Below are 20,689 nucleotides of genomic sequence, written 5' to 3' on the forward strand. Positions count from 1 at the left end.
CAGCACGACGATGCGGCTGTCCTCCTGATCGTGATCGGACACGGCGCGGTGAACAACCTGAACCGCCATCTGACCCGCCGCCACAGCGCGACCTCGTCCAGACCGTCAGTGACGCCATGGGCCGCATCGCACTACCGGTCGCCCACCGCCTCTGGACGCCCGCCATCTCCGCTGGTGTCCGCTGGCAGTGCTACGACGACCCGACCTGCACCGACGTCCTGCCCTCACCCGACCAGACCACGCTCGGTGCCGCATCTGTCACCGCCGGCTGGGTCACGTACGACAACCGCTCCGAACTCGCCGACCTCCTGACCCCCGACGACGAACGGGCACTGGCTCGCCGGGCGACCCGCAGTCGCGAGGATGCGTTGGGCGGTTAGCCGAACGGTGCGCGGAGGTAGGCGCAGAGCACATTGACCACGGTCTGGCGCAGGGCAGGATTGTCGGGGTAGGCGTTCCAGTGCGTAGAGGCCGCCATGCCGAACTGGAGCCTTTTCCGATCCGAGTTGCTCCACCGACTTCGCGTGTAGGTCGGTGATCCGGCGTGATTCGGCGTCGCGCTCAGTTGTGGCCGCGACCTCGCGTTGCAGTTCGTAGGCGCGGGCGACGTCGGCCTGGTCTCGCTCCTTCTGCACCAGTCCGATCTCGGTGGCGTGTTGGCGTCGCCACGCCAAGTACAGCGCGAAGATCCCGCCTCCGCCTGGTCCAATGCTCAACCCGGAGTGCCTGCCCACCAGCGCACTATCACTAGACCGATCGTCGCGTGGCGATCAGACCTGCCACGGTCGCGATCACCCAGCGAGGCATCGGCTCCAGTGGCGTGCGTGAGGTGGATGGTGTCGGCAGCGGCACGGGCGCACGGGTGGCGGACTGCTCGCCGGGGGCAGGGTGGGGTCAGGTCGGGTGGCTTGCCCGCGGTGTGCCCGTGCGACCGTGCCGGTTTCGCGCCGTATCGACGCCCGTGTTGCACGTCGATCAAGGCTGGTCATGACGGTGCGCCTGGTCTGGACCCCGTCGAAGGGTGCCTAGTGGTCCGCGAGATTGCTCGTTCGGGGTGAGGCAGCATTAATGCGGTGGCGGTGTCCCTGGTCGGGTGCAGACTGCGTTCAGCTCAACCCTGCTCGCGTTCGGGGGCGCCGCCATGACCGTGCCGATGCACGCGGAACAGACCGTCGCATTGCTCGGTGCCTACCTCGCGGGCACCGCCTCCGGCCACGAGGTAGTGCGCCTGCACGATCTGGTGGCGGGCCGGTTGCGGCAGGACCCGGTCGGTGAAACGGCGTACGCGCAACTCACCCGTGCCCCCGCGGATCAGGGCACGCGGCAGATCGTGGTGGCAATCCTGGCGAACGCCCTGACCAAGGACGCCTGGTTCGACACCGAGGTCGAACGCGCCCTCCGCGACACCGGGTCCCGATACGGCGAGTCCGTGCACAACACGATGTCGGGCCAGGTCACGGGCAACGTCGTGCAGGCAGGGAAGATCGGTGGCGATGTCGCGGGCCGTGACATCAGAAAGAGCCGAAAGATCAACACCGGCGGCATCCTGGTCCTGATCACCGTGCTATTGCTGGGCGTGGGCGGCACGGTGTACCACCTGGCCACCCGCGACACCACCGGTTCGTCGTCCGGGGACCTGCTCACCGGCTCCCCGGTCCTCGCGACCACCACGGTCGTGCCGACCACCGATCCCACCACCACCGAGCCAGCCGCACCACCACCCCAACCGCCACCGCTCACGGTCCAGCAGGGCGAGTCGTCGTCCGACGGGGGCTGTGGCTCCTCGGGGCCGCGCCCCGTGCTGACCGTCTCGCCCGGTTCTGGCCCGGCCGACACCTTCGTCACAGTGTCGGGAACGGGACACATCAAGAACGGCGTCGTCAGCCTGACGTTTCACGCCGACGAGATGGGTGAGGCCACGACGGACTGCGCCGGCAGCTTCAGCGTCAGCCTGTCGATCCCCAACGCCGATTCGTACCGGAGATTTGCGGGCCAGACGTTCGAGATCCACGGCACGGAGTACACGTCGGGCGGCGTCTACCAGGGGAACGGCGACTTCAACGGTGCGCCGTTCACCATCACCGGCTGACCGCAGGTCCTGACGGCCACACCTCCCGGGCAACCCACATAGATGATTGATCGCGTGAAGCTCGGGTGAAGTAGCCCCTGACTGCTTGTCTGCCTGGCCGTGGCCCAGGCGTTGGCCGATCCGCTCAGCAGGGTGCCGACACTCGCGGTGGGCCTCGGCATTCCGGCAGCGGTGGCGTGGATCGTCTCCCTACTGCTCCTCGGCGCGCTCCCCACGTCGAGGAACAGCCGGCCGCGACCGGTTACCGGACCACCGGACTCCGCCTGCTCGTCCGGTCCGGTGGACGGATCTTCCTGCGGCACGACGGCTGGAACCCGACCAGCGGGCGCATCGTCGTCCTGCCGGACAACAACGACGTCCGATGGCAGTTCTCACGACAGAGGGCCAAAGCGCACCAGAAGCCGTATGCCACTCTCACCGCCCAGCACCAGCCCCGCGGTGGCTGGACCTCAATGGCCCACCACCAAGGCGGAGGACCAGTCGGATAACACCGGGAAGGCCGACCCGGCCCGTCCAGTCAACCTACGAAACAGCACTTTCGGCACGTAGAGATCGTGGTTGGGCCGAATGGGCGGGCCGCAGTCCAGTTCGGGTCGTTCACGATGACGGCGCGCGGCCAGCCCGTCAGACGACGTTGATCGTATGGTTGATCGAGGTCACCGGCACGATTATCTTTTTCATGCCGAGCAGCCGGGAGTCAGAGCTTCCCGTGGTCCAGCACCAGTCGAATGCCCGATCCGGAATTTGGGTGAAGAACTCTCCACCCCAGCTCAGGCTTCTGTCTTGGTTCTCCGCGAAAAAGAAGTACTTCGCGCCGTTTACCGGTCCGGAACGCACCTTCAGATCCGTGTGCGGAGTGACCATGAACCATCCGGTCTTCGACCACGGGTCACCCTCCGACGCGCAGTCGCTGTCCGAATAGGCGTAAGCGAACCAAACAGTCGTTGACGTACTGTTCTGGAAGTAGAGTCCCATGGTCATCCCCCTTGCGGTGTGGGGTCGTCACCGCGGTCATCGTCGCTGGCGTAGTCACTCTCCACGCCCGGGCGGTGGTCCTCCCCGCTAGAGATCTCCGCCGTCCGATCCATCCGGACCGCCTCGCCCGTCCGGTCGGGACCACGTGATCGCCGATGTTCGGCGGCCTCGTCCGCTGTCCAGGCCCGCGACAATCTCTCTGCCATATCCGACACCCCTTCATTTTTAGTTCGATCTCCGGAAGTTCAAGTATCGGCGCACCGCAACTAGATCGCGAACGGAACCTGTCAAGATTCTTTGCGTCTGTTGCCGAACTGATCTTGCGACGGCTGTCTGTGCCGGTGACGGGGGAACTCCTCGTAGGTCGAGAGACGGTCGAGTCGCCGTTTCGTCAGGAGTTCCGTTCCTGTCGTGCCGCGCTGCCTTGGATCGGGCGTGTTACCGGTTTGCCCCGTTTCACCAGGCCCGAAGCGCTGGCCAGATTTGCCACTAGCCGACTGACATCCACCGATGCGCAGTGGAAGGTGATCGAACCGGCCTGGCCGACGTGCAAGGGCGGTCGTCGGGACTGTCACTGCCGTCGGGGATCACGGACGCGATCTTCTGCCTGTTCGACAACGGCGCCAGATAGCCGTTCTACCAGTGGATTTCCCGCCACGTGCGAACACCGGCCCAAATGGCCGGGAACGTTCCCTGGCAATGCAAGTGAACGGCCGTCCACCGGCCCGGCGAACCGGTCCGCGCCCTGCGGCGGGACGCGGGCACGCGCTCCTCCGCGACCGCTTCGGGGACGGCCACCAGAACACTCCACTGTGGACGATTGGTGATCACCAGCATCGCCTCCGCGATGGGAGCGAGGGCGAAGGCGAACACGGCGGTGAGCGCGCGACCAGTACGGTGCCGCCCGCCGGCAGGGGTGGCGAACAACGGCCCGGTCGTGAGCAGGGTGCCCGCCGAACGCGCCCGAACCCGTCGTTGGCGCGACTCGAACGCGCATTCCCCTCCCTCACCCGTCCGGGAACCGGGTGCGGCAGGATGATCGGCATGGTGAGCCCTGCCGCCGACGGCGTCCCCGGCGAGGTCCCGGACGTGAAGCGGGACGCCGTGGTGGCGTGCGCGGTCTACGTCGACGGCGTGCGGCTGCCCGGCGACCTGTCGCCCGCCGACGCCGCCGCCGAGGTCCGGTCGCGCGGCGGCGGGTTCGTCTGGGTCGGACTGTTCCAGCCGGACGAGGAGCACATCCACGAGGTCGCCGAGGCGTTCGGGCTGCACGAGCTCGCCGTCGAGGACGCCGTGCACGCCCACCAGCGCCCCAAGCTCGACCGCTACGACGACAACCTGTTCATGGTGCTCAAGACCCTGCGGTTCGTGGAGCACGAGTCGCCGACGACGGCGAACGAGATCGTGGAGTCCGGGGAGATCATGGTGTTCCTCGGCCGCGACTACGTGATCACGGTGCGCCACGGCCACCACTCGGGGCTGGGCGACGTGCGCCGTCAGCTGGAGGCCGCGCCGCACCTGCTGGCCGCCGGGCCCGCGATGGTGCTGCACGAGATCGCCGACCGCGTGGTCGACGGCTACCGCGAGGTGATCGAGGCGTTCGAGGGCGACATCGACCTGGTCGAGACCGCGGTGTTCGCGCCGCGCAGCGAGATCGGCGTCGAGCAGATGTACCTGGTCAAGCGGGAGATCATGGAGCTGCGGCGGGCGGTCATGCCGCTGGCGGCCCCGCTGCGCAAGCTCAGCGAGGGCGCGTGCGGCCCGCTCGTGCCCGACGAGGTGCGGTCCTACTTCCGCAACGTCGACGACCACCTCACCGCCGCCGCGGAACGCGTCGTCGCCTTCGACGAGATGCTGACCACCCTGGTCAACGCGACCCTGGCCAAGGTGTCGTTGCAGCAGAACAACGACATGCGCAGGATCTCCGCGTGGGTGGCGATCATCGCCGTGCCGACCATGGTGGTGGGCGTCTACGGCATGAACTTCGACCACATGCCGGAACTGCGCTGGCAGTACGGCTACCCGTTCGTGCTGTCGGTGACGCTGGCCGTGTGCCTGGTCCTGTACCAGCTGTTCAAGCGCAACCGGTGGCTGTGACGAACCCGGGAAGCCGGTGGCGGTGCGCTCCGGAGATCCGGTCCACGGCACCATGGACGACATGATGCGGCAGCTCCCCGCCAAAGACCGACCGGGCAAGGACGCCTGGCTCGGGCCGATCTCGCTGTGCCTCGCGCTGCTCAGCTGGCCGATCCCGGCCGGCGGCACCGTCCTGGCGGTCGGCGCGGTGGCCTGCGGCGTGCTGTCGATGGCCACCAAGACCGAGTACCGCCTGGACTGGACCGCGGTCACGGGCACGTCCGTCGCCGTCCTGCAACTCCTGCTCTCGCTGATGCTGCTGGTCATGGACGCCCGCGGCCACTAGTGCCGTACCGCCACGCGACGGTGCGGTCGCACGCCACCCGGCGTTCACCCGGGGGACGCCTCGACGGGGTACAAAGCGCGCGCCGTCGTCGAGGTTGGAGGCCCCGTGAGCCGTCCGGTTCGTGTTGTCGCAGGTCTGGTGGTGTGCGGGGTGACCATGTCGCTCCTGTCGTCGCCCTCGGCGGCCATGCCGCCCGAGCGATTCGGGCGGGTCGACACCCTTTCGGTGTTCGCCAACGGCTCGGCCGGTGAGCACACCGCCGCCGAGATCGCGGCGGCCACGGCCGATGGCCGGACCGTCGTCTACACCGACTCCCCCGCCGGGCGGATCGGGTTCGCCGCCGTCGGCCGTGACGGCGCGCTCTCCCCCGCCGGCGTGCTGGACGTGCCGGGCGAGCCCACGTCGGTGGACGTCCTCGGTCGGTTGGCGCTGGTCGCGGTCGACACCTCCGCGTCGTTCACCGCGCCGTCGGGTCTGCTGGTGGTCGTCGACCTGGACTCCAGGGCGGTCGTGGCCACGCACGACCTGGGCGGGCAGCCTGACTCGATCGACGTCTCCCCTGACGGGCGGCACGCCGCCGTGGCCATCGAGAACCAGCGTGACGAGGACGTCGCCGACGGTGTGATCCCGCAGGCGCCGGCCGGCTTCCTCACCGTCGTCGACCTCGCGGGCGGCCCGCAGGCGTGGACGCAGCGCCGGGTCGCCCTCACCGGTCTCGCCGAGGTCGCGCCGGACGACCCGGAACCGGAGTACGTCAGCGTCAACGGCCGGGGCCGGGCCGCCGTGACGTTGCAGGAGAACAACCACGTCGTGGTGGTCGACCTGCGCTCGGCGACGGTGGTGAACCACTTCTCGGCGGGCACGGTGACGGTCACGGGCATCGACGTCGCCGACGACGGCCGGATCGACCCGACCGCGACGATCACCGCGGCCCGGGAGCCCGACGCGGTGGCCTGGCTGGACGACCGCACGCTCGGCACCGCCGACGAGGGCGACTACCAGGGCGGGTCGCGCACGTGGACGGTGTTCGACGCGGCGTCCGGCCGGGTCGTGTTCTCCTCGGGCGACGAGCTCCAGCGGGTGGCGATCAACCAGGGCCAGTACCCCGACGGCCGTTCGGACAACAAGGGCGTCGAGCCGGAGGGCCTGGCCGTGGCGTCCTTCGGCCGGCACCGGTACGCGTTCGTCGGGCTTGAGCGCGCCAACCTGGTCGCCGTCTACGACGTGGACGACCCGCGCCGGCCGCGCTTCGTGCAGGCGTTGCCGACCGGTGTCGGCCCGGAGGGCCTGCTGCCGATCCCGGCGACCGGCACGCTGGTCGTGTCGGCCGAGGAGGACTCCGCCGAGGACGGCGTCCGCTCCTCGCTCACCTCCTACCGCCTCACCCGCACGCCGTTGGCGCTGGCGTTGGCGCGCAACGAGGGCACGCCGTCGATCGTCTCCGACGGCATCGGGTTCGGCGCGCTGTCGGGGTTGTCCGGCATCCCGGGCGACCGCCGTGACGTCGTGGCCATCACCGATTCGGCCTACAGCCCCACCCGCGTGCTGACGATCGACACCCTGGCCGCGCCGGCCCGCGTGCGCGCCGAGCTGACCGTGACCAAGGACGGGCAGCCGGTCGACTACGACGGCGAGGGCATCGCCGCGCGGCGGGGCGGCGGCTACTGGGTGGCCACCGAGGGCGACGGGAAGGCGCGGCCGAACCTGCTGGTCGAGGTGTCGGCGTCGGGTGCGGTCGTGCGCGAGGTGCCGCTGCCGGCCGAGGTGGCGGCGACGGCCACGAGCAACGGCTTCGAAGGCGTCACGACCACCAGGTGGGGTGCCGGCGAGCAGGTGTGGCTGGCGGTGCAGCGCGAGTGGAAGAACGACCCGCGCGGCCAGGCGACCCTGGTCCGCTTCACCCCCGCGACGGGCGCGTGGTCGTTCGCCGCGTACCCGCTCGACGCCACGTCGACCGGCTGGGTCGGCCTGTCGGAGGTGACCGCGCTGGACGACCGCACGCTGCTCGTGCTGGAGCGCGACAACCAGCGAGGTGACGCGGCGGTGACCAAGAAGGTCTACCGCGTCGACATCTCGGGCCTGGCCATGGCCGCCGCCGGCCAGCCCAAGCCCTCGGCCGCGAAGACCGAGGCGCTCGACCTGCTGCCTGCCCTCACCGCCGGCGGCGGCGCCGCGCACGACAAGCCGGAGGGACTGGCGGTCGTCGGCGACGGCCCGCTGCGCCGCCTGGTCGGCGTGGTCGACAACGACGGCGTCGAGGACGCGCCGGGCGAGTCCGTCTTCCTCCGCCTCGGCTGGATCCGCTAGTGGTGTGCCTCGAAAGGACGACACGCTAACCGGGGGGCACCTGGCAGGGACGGACACCGGGCACCGACCTGGGCGACGCGGCCGACGCTCGCGGCGCGCCACCTTCCCGGGCGAGGGGCCCGGCAACTCGCGCCGGGCCCCTCTCGTCCGCGGAACGTCAGCCGGTGCGGCAGGTCAGGCTGGGCCAGTTCCGGTTGCCCCCGTGTTGGATGGTGAAGCCGAACACGTTGCCGTTGCCGTTGGGACGGGCGGTCATCACGTTGCCGCTGCCGTCCCAGCTGGTGCTCGCGTTCCAGGTGGCGATGATCTTCTGCGGGGAGCTCACCGTCACCGTCACCACCCAGTTGTCGGTCCCCGTGACGGTCACCTGGCCGTTGAAGCGGTCACTCCACTTCGTGCCCTCCGAGTACCTCGCGGTGCAACTGCCGCCGGGCTGGCTGGTGGTCGTCGTGGGGCTGGTCGCGGTGGTCGTCGTCGTAGTGGTCGTGGTGGTGTCACCGGTGGTGGTTGTGGTGGTTGTGGTGGTGCTGGTGGGGCCGGTGGTGAGGGTGGGGGTGGTCCAGTCGCGCCATTGGGAGAGGTTGCCGGTGGCTTTGGTGTGCATGGTGACGCCGCCGGTGAAGGTGCCGGTGTTGCGGAGGAACTTGTTGATGGCCTGGGTGAGGGGGTGCGCCATTCGGTGCGGTTGGCGCAGTGGTTTCCGTCGGTGACGTTGGAGTGGTAGAGCAGGTTGTTCTGCACGCCGAGGGCTTTGTAGACCTCGGCGCCGCCGAGTGCGGCGACGCCGGCGGAGCGGGGGCCGAGGTTGGTGATGTGGGGGTTGTCCATGACGAACAGGCCGCGCGGGGCGACCATCGCGACCAGGGAGTGGGTGTCGATGGGTGCGGCGTTGGGATTGCCGGTGTAGGAGCTGAACGCGTCGCCGAACCAGGGTTGTTCGCCGTAGGCGCTGGAGAGGGTCTGGCCGCCTTCGGCGTTGACGCCGCGGTAGACGGGCAGGCCGGCGGTGCCGGATTCGATGGGCATGGTCAGGGCGACGCGTTGGTCGAACACGCCGGCGGCGAAGGCGCCTTTGCCGAAGCGGGAGCAGCCGGTGACGCCGATGTCGGCGCGCAGGATGGTGCCGCCGGAGGACTCGATGACGTCGATGATGCGGGACACGCCCCAGGCCCAGGCCATGAGCAGGCCGGTGGGGCTGGTGTTGCCGTAGAGGGTGTAGAACGCGCCCTGCTTGTTGGTGCGTGGGGTGCCTTCGCGGCCGACGGTGTAGGGGTCGAAGGTGATGATGGCGGCGCCGGCGGCGCGGATGGTGGCGGTGTCGCCGCCGAACCCGCCGTAGACGATCACCGCCGGGAACGGGCCCGTGCCCGACGGCAGTTGCACACCGGCGGAGAAGCTCGCGCTGCGGCCGTTGTGGGAGACGTTGACGGTGATGCCGCTGGTGGACACCGTGCCGGTCACGCCGGCGGGTTTGGCGGGTTTGTCGCCGTAGACGTGCCGTTCGGCCAGTTCGCGGATCTCGGCGCGTCGGCAGCGCCAGTCCGACTGCGAGGTGATCCGCTGCCCGGTGAGCTTGGTGAACGGATCCGGCAACCGCGAGGTGGAGGGGAACGAGCCGGGTGGGCTGACCGGGCAGTCGGCGCCGTCGTCCTCGACACCCGCCGGCGCCACGACATCACTCGTCGCGGCCGGGTTCGTGCTGGACCGCGCCAGCGCCGTCACCGTCCCGGCCAACGCCAACACCGCTACCGCGAACATGAGCACCGCCGAACGCACTCTCAAGCGGCCTGAACTGATGATCACCAGGGCTCTCCTTTGAGACAGGGTGGCGAAGGGGGCAGCACCGGACGGCGATTCACGATGGTGACCTAAAGTTTCGAATCGCTCCACGAAACATGTCAATGCCCCGGATGTCCCGGATTCCCCCGGCAGTCTCAGTTGGCACTTGCCTCAAACCGCGCGAACGTGCACGTCACTTGACCGAGAAAGCCATCGTGGCCGGGCCGTGGAGCCGAAAATTTCAATGCTCCACGCGGCCCACACCGCAAGCACCGTTTCAACTCGCGACAACCAATCCGCCCCGCTACCTTCGGTGCTCAGGCGAACGCTCTGCGTGAGCAAGGAGGAAGACATGTCCGGAGTGCAGGCACGTCACCGTGCGGCCGTGCTCGTGGCCGCCGCACTGGTCGCACTGGCCCCTGGGGTCGGCGCCACGGCCGAGGCGAAGCGGGCGAGTTGCGGCGAACGGGACTTCTGCCTGTACGCGGGCTCCCACCAGACCGGGAAGATCCTGTTCCAGCGCACGGTGACTGTCGACGAGGAGGAAGGCACGGTCCACCTGGTGAACGAGGACGAGATCGACCCGCTGATCCGGCCCAGGTCGGCCCGCCTGCCCGGCCTGCCCGAAGGGCTGAGCTGCATCGCCGTGCTCTCCGAGGTGCCGCACTACCAGGGCGACTATCAGGAGGCCGCCTACGGCTACCCGCTCGACGAGGACGCGGTGACGGAGTTGAGCGGTCAGACCGTGGGGTCCATCGACTCCGACTGCGGCTGACCCCGACCACCACTGGCACGACAAGGCCACCGACACGACGAGGCGCCGGATCCGCGTACCGGACTCGGCGCTCACTTCCCTCTTCGGCGCCACGGCCCGTCGACTTGAGCGGTCCAGCGGCAGTTCACCCGATCGGATTACGAGGGGCGATCCCGGGCACGCCCGGCGGGACGGGTTGGCTCGCCCGACCGGGGGTATCCCGACAGCCCTGGCCGAACAGCCATCGGAGGCCGCGATGGACAGTCTGGCGGACGGTGCGGCACCCACGCTCGGGGTCGAGGAGGAGTTCCTGCTGGTCGACGCCCGGACGGGTGAACCCGCGCCGCACGGCGCCGAGGTGGTCGAGGCGGCCGGGCGGCGGTTCGGCGTCGAGCTCGACGTCGAACTCACCGAGGCCCAGGTCGAGACCCGCACCCCGGTGTGCCACGACGTCGCGGACGTGCGCCGGCAGCTGCACGGCCTCCGGCTGGTCGCCGTCGAGACCGCCCAGACCCTGGGCTACCGACTGCTGGCCGTGGGCGTGCCGCCGGTGGGCGGGCCGGTCGGCTCGACTACCGATCGCGACCGCTACCGCGGGCTCACCGAGGACTACCGCCTGCTCGCCGCCGAGCAGAACATCTGCGGCTGCCACGTGCACGTCGCCGTGCCGGACCCGGAAACGGCGGTGCAGGTCTGCAACCACCTGCGGCCGTGGCTGCCGGTGCTCGGCGCGGTGACCGCGAATTCGCCCTTCGCCCACGGCGTCGACACCGGCTACGCGAGCTGGCGCGCGATGGTCTGGTCCCGCTGGCCGAGCGCCGGTCCGCCGCCGTACTTCGAGTCGGCGGCGCACTACGAGTCCACCTGCGACATGCTCCAGGCCGCCGGCGCGGCCCGGGACCGGCGGATGATCTACTGGGACGTCCGGCCGTCCTCCCACCTGCCGACCGTCGAAGTCCGGGTCGCCGACGTCGCGGCCACCGTGGACGAAGCGGTGCTGCTGGCCGCTCTGGTGCACGGGCTCGTCCGCACGGCGCTGGCCGACCTCCGGCGTGGCCTGCGGGCGTCGCCCGTGCCGACGGAGGTGTTGCGCGCCGCCGGCTGGCGAGCCGCACGTGACGGCATCACCGGCCTGTCCCTGGACGTGCTGTCGGGACGCCTCGTGCCCGCGCGCCTGCTGCTCGACCGGCTCCTGCACCGCGTCGGCGACCACCTCGACGACGCCGACCTCGTCCGGCGCCTGCTGTCCACCCTGGACGCGGACGGCGGCGGCGCGGACCGGCAGCGGCGCGCCTTCGCCCGTGCCGGACTGATGTCCGACGTGCTGGAGCAGCTCGCGCGCGACACCCTGTCCGGCTCGGAGACGTGGACCGGAGGGCCGTTCCGGCTGACCGCGTGATCAGCCTTCGGTCGGCCCCGCCCGCGCGAGGCGGAACAACGCGGTGCGGCCGGCGAGCAGGAAGACGCGAGCGGCCTGGACGTCACCACCGGCGGCCTGGTCGCCGGCGTCGCGCAGGAAGCCCAGCGTGGCCGACACCGGGCCGTTCGGCGTCCGGGTCGCCAGTTCCTGCAAGCGGTCCAGCACCGGGGCGGTGGCGGCCGCGAACCCGGCGAGCACGCGGTCGATCTCCCGCCGGGCGTCGGCGTGGTGAGGATCCAGGCGCAGCACGGCCTGCACGGCCGAGTCCACCGCCACGCGCAGCACCGCCACCGGATCGTCCACCGGAACCTCATCCTCTGTCACGGAAAGCAAGGGTAGATCACGATCCGTAGCGCGGCATGTGCTCAACGCACCGCCCAACACGAGGTGTGCACGCCGGCGCAGTGGGGTACCCCATCGGGCCGGAACCGCTTTGAACAGGCAGAGCGGCCTGAGTGCCCTGGGGGGACGCTCACATGACTTCGTCGGAGAACGCGCTCGCCGCCAGAATCAGCGTCGACCTGACCATGCCGGTCGCGCCGCTGGCGCAGATCAGGCAGTGGCTGGCCACCGTCCTGTCCGAGCTCGCCGAGGACCTGCTGCAGGACTTGATGTTGGTCTGCACGGAGCTGGTGGCCAACGCCTACGACCACGCGTGCGCGCCACGCCGGCTGCGCGTGCACCGATCCCGTGATCGGCACGCCCTGCGGATCGAGGTGGACGACGGCAGCCCCGAGTGCCTTCCGCAGGTGGGCACGTCGCGCCTCGGCGCGTTCCGCGGCCGGGGTCTGATGATGGTCGACCACCTCTCCAGACGCCGCTGGGGCACGCACCTCGGAACCGAGGGCAAGACGGTGTGGGCGGAGCTGCCCCTGTCGTGACATCAGGTCACGCGCAGGCTCCGCTGAGCGGACCGCGCGGCCAGGATCGGCAGGAAGTTGGGGAACTTGGCCTTGTCGGCGAGCCGCTGGTAGGCGTCGGACACGGCCGCGCGCACGACCTGGTAGTCGACCTTGCCGCCGAGCCGCCTGCTGACCTCCTCCGCGGCGTGGTCCAGCTGCGCTTCGACATCGGTGTGCAAGGTGCGGGGATCACGGACCAAGTGGCCTTCGAGCCGTTCAGCCGTCATGACGTTCCTCCGTCGCGGCACGGTGGTGTTCACGCTACAACAGGAATCGGCGGGGAGGCCTGGTCGCGAAACCCCCGTCCGCGTCGGGAGTCATGCGTTCTGGTCATGGCACCGGGTCTTGGACGCCGCCGCACCGGCCGCGCCACGATCGCCACCATGAGCGAGAGAACAGCTGATCGGCTGACCCGTCGGACGGTGCTGGTCGGCGTGAGCGCCTCGATCGGCTCGGCGTTGGCGAGCGGTGAGGCGTCCGCCGCGCCGGCGGCCGACCAGGACCCGATCGCGGTCACGGTCCAGATGGCCGTCCGGTTCGACCTGAAGCAGTGGGACCTGCTGCGGGAGGTGTTCGCCGCGCAGGTGTGGATCGACTACACCGGGCTGGTCGGCGGCGAACCGGGCGCGGTGGCCGCGGCCGACCTGGTGGCGGGCTGGCGCGCGAACCTCGGCCACCTGTCGGCGACCCAGCACCTACTGGGCAACCAGATCGTGCATGTCGAGGGCGCGCGGGCAAGCGTCACCGCGGACTTCCAGGCCACGCACCGGGACGGTCCGCTGACCGGCGGCCGGCTCTACACGCTGGGCGGTCGGTACGAGTACCGGCTCGTGCGCACCGGTCGCGGCTGGCAGATCGGCGCGGTGACCATGACCCCGGTCTGGGAGCACGGCGACCGGACCGTCATCGGCCTGCCGGCATGACGGTCCGCCGCCGTCAGAAGTCGTCGGTCGCGGTCAGCTCGTGCTCGAACGCGTCGGCGGCGGCGACCAGCAGCATCAGCGGCCGTTCGAACTCCTCGCGCACGCTCAGGTCCTCCAACGGGACGGTGTGCTTGAGCAGGGCGACGTCGTCCACCACCGCGGCGCCGCCGACGGCCGACGTGCCCGCGAGCACGAGCAGCCGCTTCAGGTCGATCGCGTCGGCCCGGCCGACGGGCGAGGAGATCTCCACCCACGCCACCCCGTCCGACTCCGGCACGTGGTGCACGGAGACCTGCTGGGTCCGGTTCTCGCCGAGGTCGAGCCGGAAGCGCAGCCAGCTGTCGGTCTCCTCCAACACCTCGTACCGCGTCCGGACGTAGTTGATCACGTCGATCCAGCTGGTCACCGTAGTTGCCCCTTGCCCCTGCTCACGCCACGCCGCCCGGTCGTCCCACACGGTAGCCGAACTCGCCCGCGACGCCCGGGAAGTCGGCGGGACCAACGGCGGGCCGAACGGGATCGAGGCCGCGACCCGGTGGCCGCGACCTCGATCCGCGTCATTCGGACGTCGTCAACGCTGGGTGATGTCCGACGGCGAGTAGAAGCAGTTCCTGCCGTCCGCGCCCTCACCGATCTTCTTCGGCTCGGAGCCCTTCGGCACGCCCTGGTACTTCTCGCAGATCGTGGTGTCGCCGTACACGGTGATCCGGGTGAAGCGGGCCGTGTCGCCCCAGTTGGTGTTGATGCCGGCCAGCGTGCTGGTGTTCCGCGCCGTCACGCCGTCCATCACCACGTGCCGCTGGTAGGACGTGGCGCAGTTGCCGCACGCCCGGTACAGCTTGCCCGCGCCGTCGACCTGGAAGTTGCGGATGGTCAACGTGCCCGCGCCGTTGTGCTGGAACACCTTGTCCGACGCCTTGCGCGCACCGCCGCCGTCGATCAGGTAGGTCGCCGAGGAGCTGGTGGCCTTGAACGTCGCCGCGTCCTCGCCCACGTCGTTCCACCAGACGTTGCGGATGGTGCAGGAGCCCTCGCAGTGGATGCCGTCGCCGGCCGGCGCGTCGATGAACAGGTTCTCGATCGTGCCGCCGTTGGACACCACGAACATCGGGTCCTGGCTCTCGCCCTGACCACCGTCGCCGATGCCGTAGTACTTCTTCATCCCGCCGTTGAAGTACGTGCCCACGTTGCGCGTCGTGGTCTGGTGCACGCTCCCGGTGTCGCTCGGCCACGGGCCGCTGCCGTCACCGCCGCCGGGGTTGCCCGTGGTGGTGGTCGTCGTCGTGGTCCTGGTGGTCGTCGACGTCGACGTGGAGGTCGACGTCGGGCCGCCGCTCGTCGGCGTGAACGTCCACTGCTTGGTGGCCACGCTGTCGCAGGAGTTCTGCTGCACCGGCGCGCCGGCGGCGGTGGAGTTGTCCTTGGTGTTCATGCACTTGCCGCCGTTGGTGTTGACCACGCGGTAGTTGCTGCCGCTCGCGGTCAACGACCAGGTCTGGCTCGCGGCGCCCGTGCAGGACTGCTGCTGGATCGCCTTGCCCGCACTGGTCGACGCGTCCTGGACGCCCACGCACAGGCCGCTGGAGACGGACGTGATCCGGAAGCCGCCGCTGACCGCCGCCAACGTCCACTGCTGGCTGCCGGCGCTGCCGCACGACGCCTGCTGGAGCTGGACCCCGCCGGCCGCGCTGGCGTTGGGCACGTCGAGGCACTGCCCGCTGCCCGCGTTCTTGATGGTGTACGTGCCCGCGCCGACGGCCGCCTGCGCGGTCGTGGCGGTCGACCACATCGTGAAGGTGGCGGCCAGTGCCGTGGCCGCCGCCGCGGCGGCCACACCCGTGCGCCATCGCGTGCCACGCGGTGGCGCGGTGGATCGACGGTGATCCGCTGTGCTCATGAACTACTCCACTTCTCACTTCACGGGACGCCGAGGTCGGCGGCCAGCCCATTCGAAAGCGCGTTTCCCGAACCAGTGGATGACGCGGCGGTAATTCCAGAAACCGCTTTCCAGCGGGATGTTAGAGGCCACTTGACCAACAGGTCAACGACAGTTTTCCCAAGACCCGGGCAGGTGGGCGTCGAATGTGATCGAACGCCGAGGTGATCGCCGGTGTGATTGATCAACGACGCGAGGCCGGCGAATACGGGCGATCATATTTGTGAACAGAATCGCCGGCGCCGGGTCACACTCGTGAACAAAAGGACAGGCAATGAACCAATTACGAACTCATCGCCCGTCTTCGCGCTCGGGCATCTCCGCGCCGCACCGGGCGCACACCGCCGACACCGGCCCCTCGGCCACCGAGCCGCACTCCGGGCACACGAGCGACAACCAGCACACCGGGTCCCCGGCCGGCTCCGGCACGCCGTTCTCGTTCGATTCCACCGTCGCCCCCGGACCTGGTTCCGACCCGAAACAGGAACCGAGAATACCGCTTTTGCTACCGTTGCCCACCATGCACCTCATCCGGTCCACGGACATCGCGCTGCGCGTGGTGATGCTCCTGGCCACGGACGGCGGTCGGCTCACCGTCGACCGGCTCGCCGACGCGCTCGAGGTGCCGCGCCACCACATGGCCAAGGTCGTGCAGCGCTTGCAGCGGCACGGCTTCGTGGCCACCGCGCGTGGCCGGACCGGAGGGGTCGGGGTGCCGGTCGCGACGCTGGACGCCTCGGTCGGCGCCGTCGTGCGCGCGTTGGAGGGCGACGGCGAGGTGGTGGACTGCGACGGACCTCCGTGCCCGTTGCGCGGCGGCTGCCACCTGCGCAGCGCGCTGCGTGCGGCGCAACTGGCGTTCCTCGCCGTGCTGGACGACGTGAGCGTGCGGGCCCTGGTGACCGAACCGGCCGGTCCCGTGCTGCTCGACCTGGTGCCGCACCGTCCGGGTCGGACACCGTGACCGCGACCCGGGACCTGGCCGGCCGCGAGGACGCGCTGGCGGTGGTGACCGAGTTCTACCGGCGGGCGTTCGACGACGGGGTGCTCGGCCCGGTCTTCCGCGACGTCGCCAGGCTCGACCTCGCCACGCACCTGCCCGTGATCGCCGACTTCTGGGACACGGTGCTGTTCCGCGCCGGCACGTACCGCCGGAACCTGCTGCGCGTGCACCTCGACCTGCACGAGCGCTTCCCCTTGACGACCGCGCACTTCACCCGGTGGCTGGCGTTGTGGGCCGACACCGTCGACGGCCTGTTCGCGGGCGAGAAGGCGGACCTGGCGAAGTCGAAGGCGGAGCGGATCGCGTGGTCCATGATCCGCAGGCTGCGCCGCGAGGACGCGAGCGAGCTGGTCACCATCCGGCGGCGGGACGAGGTCGAGGAGCGCTGACGCGCCCGGCGGTTACGGTGTGCTGTCGGCTCCGAACAGAGGTTTGCCCATGATCAGGTTGGACCGCCTGGTGAACGTGCTGGGTGGCTACGGCGTGCGGTTGGCGTGCTGCCCCGTGCCCCGGTCGACGGAGTTGCGCAGCGTGGTGATGCGCGAGGCCAGTGACGCGCGGGCGGTCGGCGGTGACGTGTTCCTGGCCGTCGGCGCCGAGTCGGTGGGCCAGGCCGTGGGGTGGGCGGTCGCGGCGAAGGCGGCCGTCGTGCTGCTGCACGGTGACGACGAGCGCGAGGCGGCCACGATCGGCGCGGCGGACGGCGTCGCGGTGCTCCTGGTCGACCCGGCCGTGTCGTGGAGCCAACTGGCCGGCGTGGTCTACGGGCTGGTGCTGGAGGGCCGGGAGACGGAGTCGGGCCGCGGGCCGACGGACCTGTTCGCGCTGGCCGACAGCCTCGCGGGCGCGGTCGGCGGCTCGGTGACCATCGAGGACCGGCTGTCCCACGTGCTGGCGTACTCCAGCTCGCAGCAGGGAGCCGACCCGGCCCGGCTGGAGACGATCCTGGGCCGTCAGGCGCCGGCGCGGTTGCGGGAGGCGTTCGAGCGGCGCGGCGTGTTCGCCTACCTCGGCGCCTACGACGAGCCGCTGTTCGTCGAGGCGGACCCGGAGCACGGCCTGACCGGGCGGATGGTCGTGGCGGTGCGGGCGGGCCGCGAGCTGTTGGGTTCGGTGTGGGTGACGTGCGGTGTGCCGTTGACCGGGGTCCGCTGCACGGCGCTGGCCGACGGCGCCCGCACCGTGGCGTTGCACCTGCTGCGCTCCCGGGCCAGCGCCGACCTGGAGCGCCAGGTGGAGTCCGACCTGGTGATCCGGCTGCTGGAGGGCACCGCGGACGCCGCGACGGTGGTCAGCAGGCTCGGGTTGCCGCAGGGGCCGTCGCGGGTCATCGCGGTCCGCGCGCACATCGCCGACGAGCGGCACGCCGCGCTGCTGCTGGCCTTCGAACGCGCCACCACCGGTTTCGGCTGGTCGCGGCCCGGTCGCAGCACGCTGTCGGGCAACACGCTCTACACCGTCCTCCCGGGCGAGCGGGTGAGCGCGGCCCGCGAGTGGGTGGCCCTGCTGCGGGCCGCGCTGCCGGACCGGGTGACGGTGACCGCCGGTATCGGCGCGACCGCCCCGGCGGCGGACCTGCCCGCGAGCAGGCAGGAGGCCGACGAGTGCCTGGCGCTGCACGAGGCGCGCACGCCGGACACCGTGCCGCCCGCCTACGACGAGTCGTGGGACGACATCCTGCTGCAACGCCTGCGCGCCGCCGCACGGGCGGGCCGCACCCCGGCGCGGGGACCGGTCGCCGAGCTGCGCCGCCACGACGGCGACCACGCCACCCACTACGTGCCGACCCTGCGCGCGTGGCTGGAGGCCCAGGGCGACCTCGCGCGGGCCGGCGAACGGCTCGGCGTGCACCCCAACACCATCCGCTACCGGCTGCGCAAGATGGTCGAGGTGACGCCGCTGGACCTGGACGACCCGCGCAAGCGGCTGGCCATGATCATCGACCTGGCCGCGACCGAGTAGCTGTCGGTTGCCGACAAGATCGCGTGTCCGGATTGTCGGCAACGGACAACGGCGTGGTGGGACGTCCGGGCGATGCTGACTCCGACAGCAGTTCCGCTCGGGTGTGGAGGTGGTCATGGTCGACGTCGGGCGCAGTGACGGCGGGCCGAGGTCGGCGGTCGTGGTCGGCGCGGGCATCGTCGGCCTGTCGACCGCGTGGTTCCTGCAGGAGCGCGGCGTCGAGGTGACCGTGGTGGACCGCACCGGGGTGGCGGCGGGCGCGTCGTGGGGCAACGCCGGGTGGCTCGCGCCGGGCCTGACGATCCCGCTCAACGAGCCGTCCGTGCTCCGATACGGCCTGCGGTCGCTGCTGAACCCGACCGCGCCGCTGCACATCCCGCTGTCCGTCGACCCGGGCCTGTGGTCGTTCCTGGCGCGGTTCGCGGCGAACTGCCGGTGGTCGTCCTGGACGCGGGCGGTGCGCGCGAACCGGGCGCTCAACGCTGAGTGCGTCGAGGCGTTCGACGTGCTGACCGCCAACGGCGTCGAGGCGCCGACGGTCGCCGCGCCGGTCACCGCCGGGTTCGAGGACGCCCGGCAGGCCGAGGTGCTGCGGCACGAGCTGCGCCGGATGGCCGACGCGGGCCAGCCGGTCGAGCACACCGTCCTCGACCGCGACGAGCTGCGCGAACTCGTGCCGCTGGCGTCGGGAGCCCTGACCGCGGGCGTGCGGATCGACGACCAGCGGCACCTCGACCCCGGTGGCTTCGTGCAGGCGCTCGCCCGGTCGGTCGAGGCGCGCGGCGCGACGTTCCGCGTGCTGGAGACCGTCGACGTCCACTCCAGCGGCAAGGGCGTCACGGTGCGCACCCGCGGCGGCGAGGCGCTGACCGCCGACGTCGCGGTCGTCGCCACCGGCGCCTGGCTGTCCCGGCTCGCGGCCGGCTGGGGTGTGCGCGTCCCGGTGCGCGCGGGCCGCGGCTACTCGTTCACCGTGCCCGTCGACCGCCCGGTGCCCGGCCCCGTCTACCTGCCCGCCGCACGGGTGGCGTGCACGCCCTACCAGGGAGCGCTCCGGGTCGCGGGCACGATGGAGTTCCGCGACCCGGACGCGCCCGGTGTGGTGGCACGGCTGGGGGCGATCACCGCCTCGGTCCGCCCGCTGCTCGACGGCGTGCGCTGGGCGGAGCGCCGTGACGTGTGGGTCGGCCCGCGCCCGATCACGCCCGACGGTCGTCCGCTGATCGGCGAGGTGCTCGCCCGCGGTGTGTACGTCGCCGGCGGCCACGGCATGTGGGGACTGGCGCACGGCCCGATCACCGGCAGGCTGCTCGCCGACCAGATCACCACCGGCAAGCAGCCGGAAGCCCTGCGCCCGTTCGACCCGCTGCGCTGAGAGCCCGCGTGGACGGCACCCGCGACCCGCTCTCCCGCGACGAACGCGCCGAGCTGCACTGGCTGCGCGCAGAGAACGCGTTGCTGCGCGTGCAGCTCGACATCCTGACGCACATCGCCACCGGCTACGCCCACGACGTCGACGCGATCCTCCGCCTGCGCACGCGCGGCTGATCACACGAGCCAACCACCCCGTCCGGGGAGCCGGCGCCGCTGCACCACCCGGCACCGCGGACACCCCGCCGTGCGGGGGGGCCCCCCCCCCCCCCGCCCCCCGCCCCCCCCCCCCCCCCCCCACGCCCCCCAGACCCAAACCCCACCCATCTGGCTGACACCGCACGCCCACGAGCGCCTCCGGACCGAACTGGCCGAGCTGAGCCGCCGGGCGGACGACGAGTCGATCGACCAGGACGACCGCGTCACGATCCGCCGACAGCGGCAGGACCGCATCCGCGAGATCCAGCACCTGCTCGGCGCCGCGGTCGTCGGCGAGGACCCCCCCGACGACGGCATCGCCGAACCCGGCATGGTGCTCACCGTGCGGTACGACGACGCCGACGAGCCCGAGACGTTCCTGCTGGGCGCACGTGCCGCCGAGCACGGCGACATCGAGGTCTACTCCCCCGACTCGCCCCTGGGCACGGCGCTCACCGGCGCACGTCGCGGCGAACGACGCGCCTACCGCGTCCCGGACGGCAGCACCATCGGCGTCACCCTGCTCGACGCCGTGCCTTACGGACGCCACCTCGGCGCCGGGCTCGGCACCGCGGGGACCGATTAGCGATCGCCGCGCTGCCACGTGGTCGGCCGGTCTTGCCCGTGGTCGGCGAGCGGATCGCGCCG

The 20,689-nt window shown here is 71.0% G+C and carries 23 protein-coding genes; 15 read left to right on the plus strand and 8 right to left on the minus strand.

The genetic code is table 11. The annotated features are described in order from the left end of the window. Positions 1–116: 116 nt before the first annotated feature. A complete protein-coding gene (locus LNK82_RS47155; RefSeq protein WP_268997528.1) occupies positions 117–380 on the plus strand; it encodes a DUF4192 family protein in 264 nt (87 codons plus the stop codon). Between the two features lie 713 nt (positions 381–1,093). Next, positions 1,094–2,089: a hypothetical protein gene (locus LNK82_RS34060; RefSeq protein ID WP_230571031.1), complete on the plus strand. Its 996-nt coding sequence runs from the start codon at positions 1,094–1,096 to the stop codon at positions 2,087–2,089. Between the two features lie 624 nt (positions 2,090–2,713). Here LNK82_RS34060 and LNK82_RS34065 read toward each other — a convergent pair. Further along, positions 2,714–3,064 (minus strand): DUF1036 domain-containing protein, encoded by a 351-nt coding sequence (locus tag LNK82_RS34065; protein ID WP_230571032.1) that lies wholly within the window; start codon positions 3,062–3,064, stop codon positions 2,714–2,716. Positions 3,065–4,108: 1,044 nt separating this feature from the next. Between LNK82_RS34065 and LNK82_RS34070 the strand changes: the two genes are divergently transcribed. The 3 genes from LNK82_RS34070 (at position 4,109) to LNK82_RS34080 (ending at position 7,793) form a co-directional block, all read left to right on the plus strand. Further along, positions 4,109–5,161 carry a magnesium and cobalt transport protein CorA gene (locus LNK82_RS34070; protein WP_230571033.1) on the plus strand — a complete coding sequence of 351 codons (1,053 nt, stop codon included), beginning with the start codon at positions 4,109–4,111 and terminating at the stop codon, positions 5,159–5,161. Positions 5,162–5,222: 61 nt separating this feature from the next. After that, entirely contained in the window at positions 5,223–5,486 is a 264-nt protein-coding gene (locus LNK82_RS34075) for a hypothetical protein (RefSeq protein WP_230571034.1), read from the plus strand. A 156-nt stretch (positions 5,487–5,642) separates the two neighbouring features. Beyond that, positions 5,643–7,793: an esterase-like activity of phytase family protein gene (locus LNK82_RS34080; protein WP_230571135.1), complete on the plus strand. Its 2,151-nt coding sequence runs from the start codon at positions 5,643–5,645 to the stop codon at positions 7,791–7,793. A 157-nt stretch (positions 7,794–7,950) separates the two neighbouring features. Here the strand turns inward: LNK82_RS34080 and LNK82_RS34085 are convergent, their stop codons facing one another. Continuing rightward, positions 7,951–8,160 carry a hypothetical protein gene (locus tag LNK82_RS34085; RefSeq protein WP_230571035.1) on the minus strand — a complete coding sequence of 70 codons (210 nt, stop codon included), beginning with the start codon at positions 8,158–8,160 and terminating at the stop codon, positions 7,951–7,953. Next, positions 8,157–9,695 (minus strand): glucuronyl esterase domain-containing protein, encoded by a 1,539-nt coding sequence (locus LNK82_RS34090; protein WP_230571036.1) that lies wholly within the window; start codon positions 9,693–9,695, stop codon positions 8,157–8,159. Before LNK82_RS34090 ends, LNK82_RS34085 begins: the two co-directional genes overlap by 4 nt. Positions 9,696–9,924: 229 nt before the next feature. Between LNK82_RS34090 and LNK82_RS34095 the strand changes: the two genes are divergently transcribed. Beyond that, positions 9,925–10,347, plus strand: coding sequence for a hypothetical protein (locus tag LNK82_RS34095; RefSeq protein ID WP_230571037.1), 423 nt, complete (start codon positions 9,925–9,927; stop codon positions 10,345–10,347). 235 nt (positions 10,348–10,582) lie between these two features. Further along, the gene (locus LNK82_RS34100) at positions 10,583–11,725 is read left to right on the plus strand and encodes a carboxylate-amine ligase (RefSeq protein WP_230571038.1); all 1,143 of its coding nucleotides are present in this window, start codon (positions 10,583–10,585) and stop codon (positions 11,723–11,725) included. On the opposite strand, the gene LNK82_RS34105 is transcribed toward LNK82_RS34100, so the two are convergent. Further along, on the minus strand, positions 11,726–12,070 hold the full coding sequence (locus LNK82_RS34105) for a hypothetical protein (protein ID WP_230571039.1): 345 nt from the start codon (positions 12,068–12,070) through the stop codon (positions 11,726–11,728). A 152-nt stretch (positions 12,071–12,222) separates the two neighbouring features. Here LNK82_RS34105 and LNK82_RS34110 point away from each other — a divergent pair, with 152 nt between their 5' ends. Continuing rightward, positions 12,223–12,627, plus strand: a complete 405-nt coding sequence (locus LNK82_RS34110) for an ATP-binding protein (protein WP_230571040.1) — start codon at positions 12,223–12,225, stop codon at positions 12,625–12,627. A gap of 2 nt (positions 12,628–12,629) precedes the next feature. Here LNK82_RS34110 and LNK82_RS34115 read toward each other — a convergent pair whose 3' ends face one another. After that, entirely contained in the window at positions 12,630–12,875 is a 246-nt protein-coding gene (locus tag LNK82_RS34115) for a three-helix bundle dimerization domain-containing protein (RefSeq protein WP_230571041.1), read from the minus strand. A gap of 156 nt (positions 12,876–13,031) precedes the next feature. Between LNK82_RS34115 and LNK82_RS34120 the strand changes: the two genes are divergently transcribed. Next, positions 13,032–13,571, plus strand: coding sequence for a nuclear transport factor 2 family protein (locus LNK82_RS34120; RefSeq protein ID WP_230571042.1), 540 nt, complete (start codon positions 13,032–13,034; stop codon positions 13,569–13,571). Positions 13,572–13,584: 13 nt separating this feature from the next. Here the strand turns inward: LNK82_RS34120 and LNK82_RS34125 are convergent, their stop codons facing one another. From LNK82_RS34125 to LNK82_RS34135, 3 genes are all read right to left on the minus strand, one after another. Beyond that, positions 13,585–13,977, minus strand: coding sequence for a hypothetical protein (locus tag LNK82_RS34125; protein WP_230571043.1), 393 nt, complete (start codon positions 13,975–13,977; stop codon positions 13,585–13,587). 165 nt (positions 13,978–14,142) lie between these two features. Then, the gene (locus LNK82_RS34130; RefSeq protein WP_230571044.1) at positions 14,143–15,468 is read right to left on the minus strand and encodes a pectate lyase; all 1,326 of its coding nucleotides are present in this window, start codon (positions 15,466–15,468) and stop codon (positions 14,143–14,145) included. Positions 15,469–15,798: 330 nt separating this feature from the next. Further along, positions 15,799–15,957: a hypothetical protein gene (locus LNK82_RS34135; RefSeq protein WP_230571045.1), complete on the minus strand. Its 159-nt coding sequence runs from the start codon at positions 15,955–15,957 to the stop codon at positions 15,799–15,801. Positions 15,958–16,027: 70 nt separating this feature from the next. Here LNK82_RS34135 and LNK82_RS34140 point away from each other — a divergent pair, with 70 nt between their 5' ends. From LNK82_RS34140 to LNK82_RS48430, 6 genes are all read left to right on the plus strand, one after another. Then, positions 16,028–16,471, plus strand: a complete 444-nt coding sequence (locus tag LNK82_RS34140; protein WP_230571046.1) for an RrF2 family transcriptional regulator — start codon at positions 16,028–16,030, stop codon at positions 16,469–16,471. Further along, the gene (locus LNK82_RS34145; RefSeq protein WP_230571047.1) at positions 16,468–16,899 is read left to right on the plus strand and encodes a group III truncated hemoglobin; all 432 of its coding nucleotides are present in this window, start codon (positions 16,468–16,470) and stop codon (positions 16,897–16,899) included. Before LNK82_RS34140 ends, LNK82_RS34145 begins: the two co-directional genes overlap by 4 nt. A gap of 49 nt (positions 16,900–16,948) precedes the next feature. Continuing rightward, positions 16,949–18,472, plus strand: coding sequence for a PucR family transcriptional regulator (locus tag LNK82_RS34150; RefSeq protein WP_230571048.1), 1,524 nt, complete (start codon positions 16,949–16,951; stop codon positions 18,470–18,472). Positions 18,473–18,587: 115 nt separating this feature from the next. Next, positions 18,588–19,847 (plus strand): NAD(P)/FAD-dependent oxidoreductase, encoded by a 1,260-nt coding sequence (locus LNK82_RS34155; protein WP_230571049.1) that lies wholly within the window; start codon positions 18,588–18,590, stop codon positions 19,845–19,847. An 8-nt stretch (positions 19,848–19,855) separates the two neighbouring features. Continuing rightward, positions 19,856–20,020 (plus strand): hypothetical protein, encoded by a 165-nt coding sequence (locus LNK82_RS34160; protein ID WP_230571050.1) that lies wholly within the window; start codon positions 19,856–19,858, stop codon positions 20,018–20,020. Positions 20,021–20,384: 364 nt separating this feature from the next. Continuing rightward, positions 20,385–20,627, plus strand: coding sequence for a GreA/GreB family elongation factor (locus LNK82_RS48430; protein WP_372470721.1), 243 nt, complete (start codon positions 20,385–20,387; stop codon positions 20,625–20,627). The last annotated feature ends 62 nt before the right edge of the window (positions 20,628–20,689 follow it).

It is taken from the genome of Saccharothrix luteola (assembly GCF_020859565.1).
Classification (GTDB): domain Bacteria; phylum Actinomycetota; class Actinomycetes; order Mycobacteriales; family Pseudonocardiaceae; genus Actinosynnema; species Actinosynnema luteola.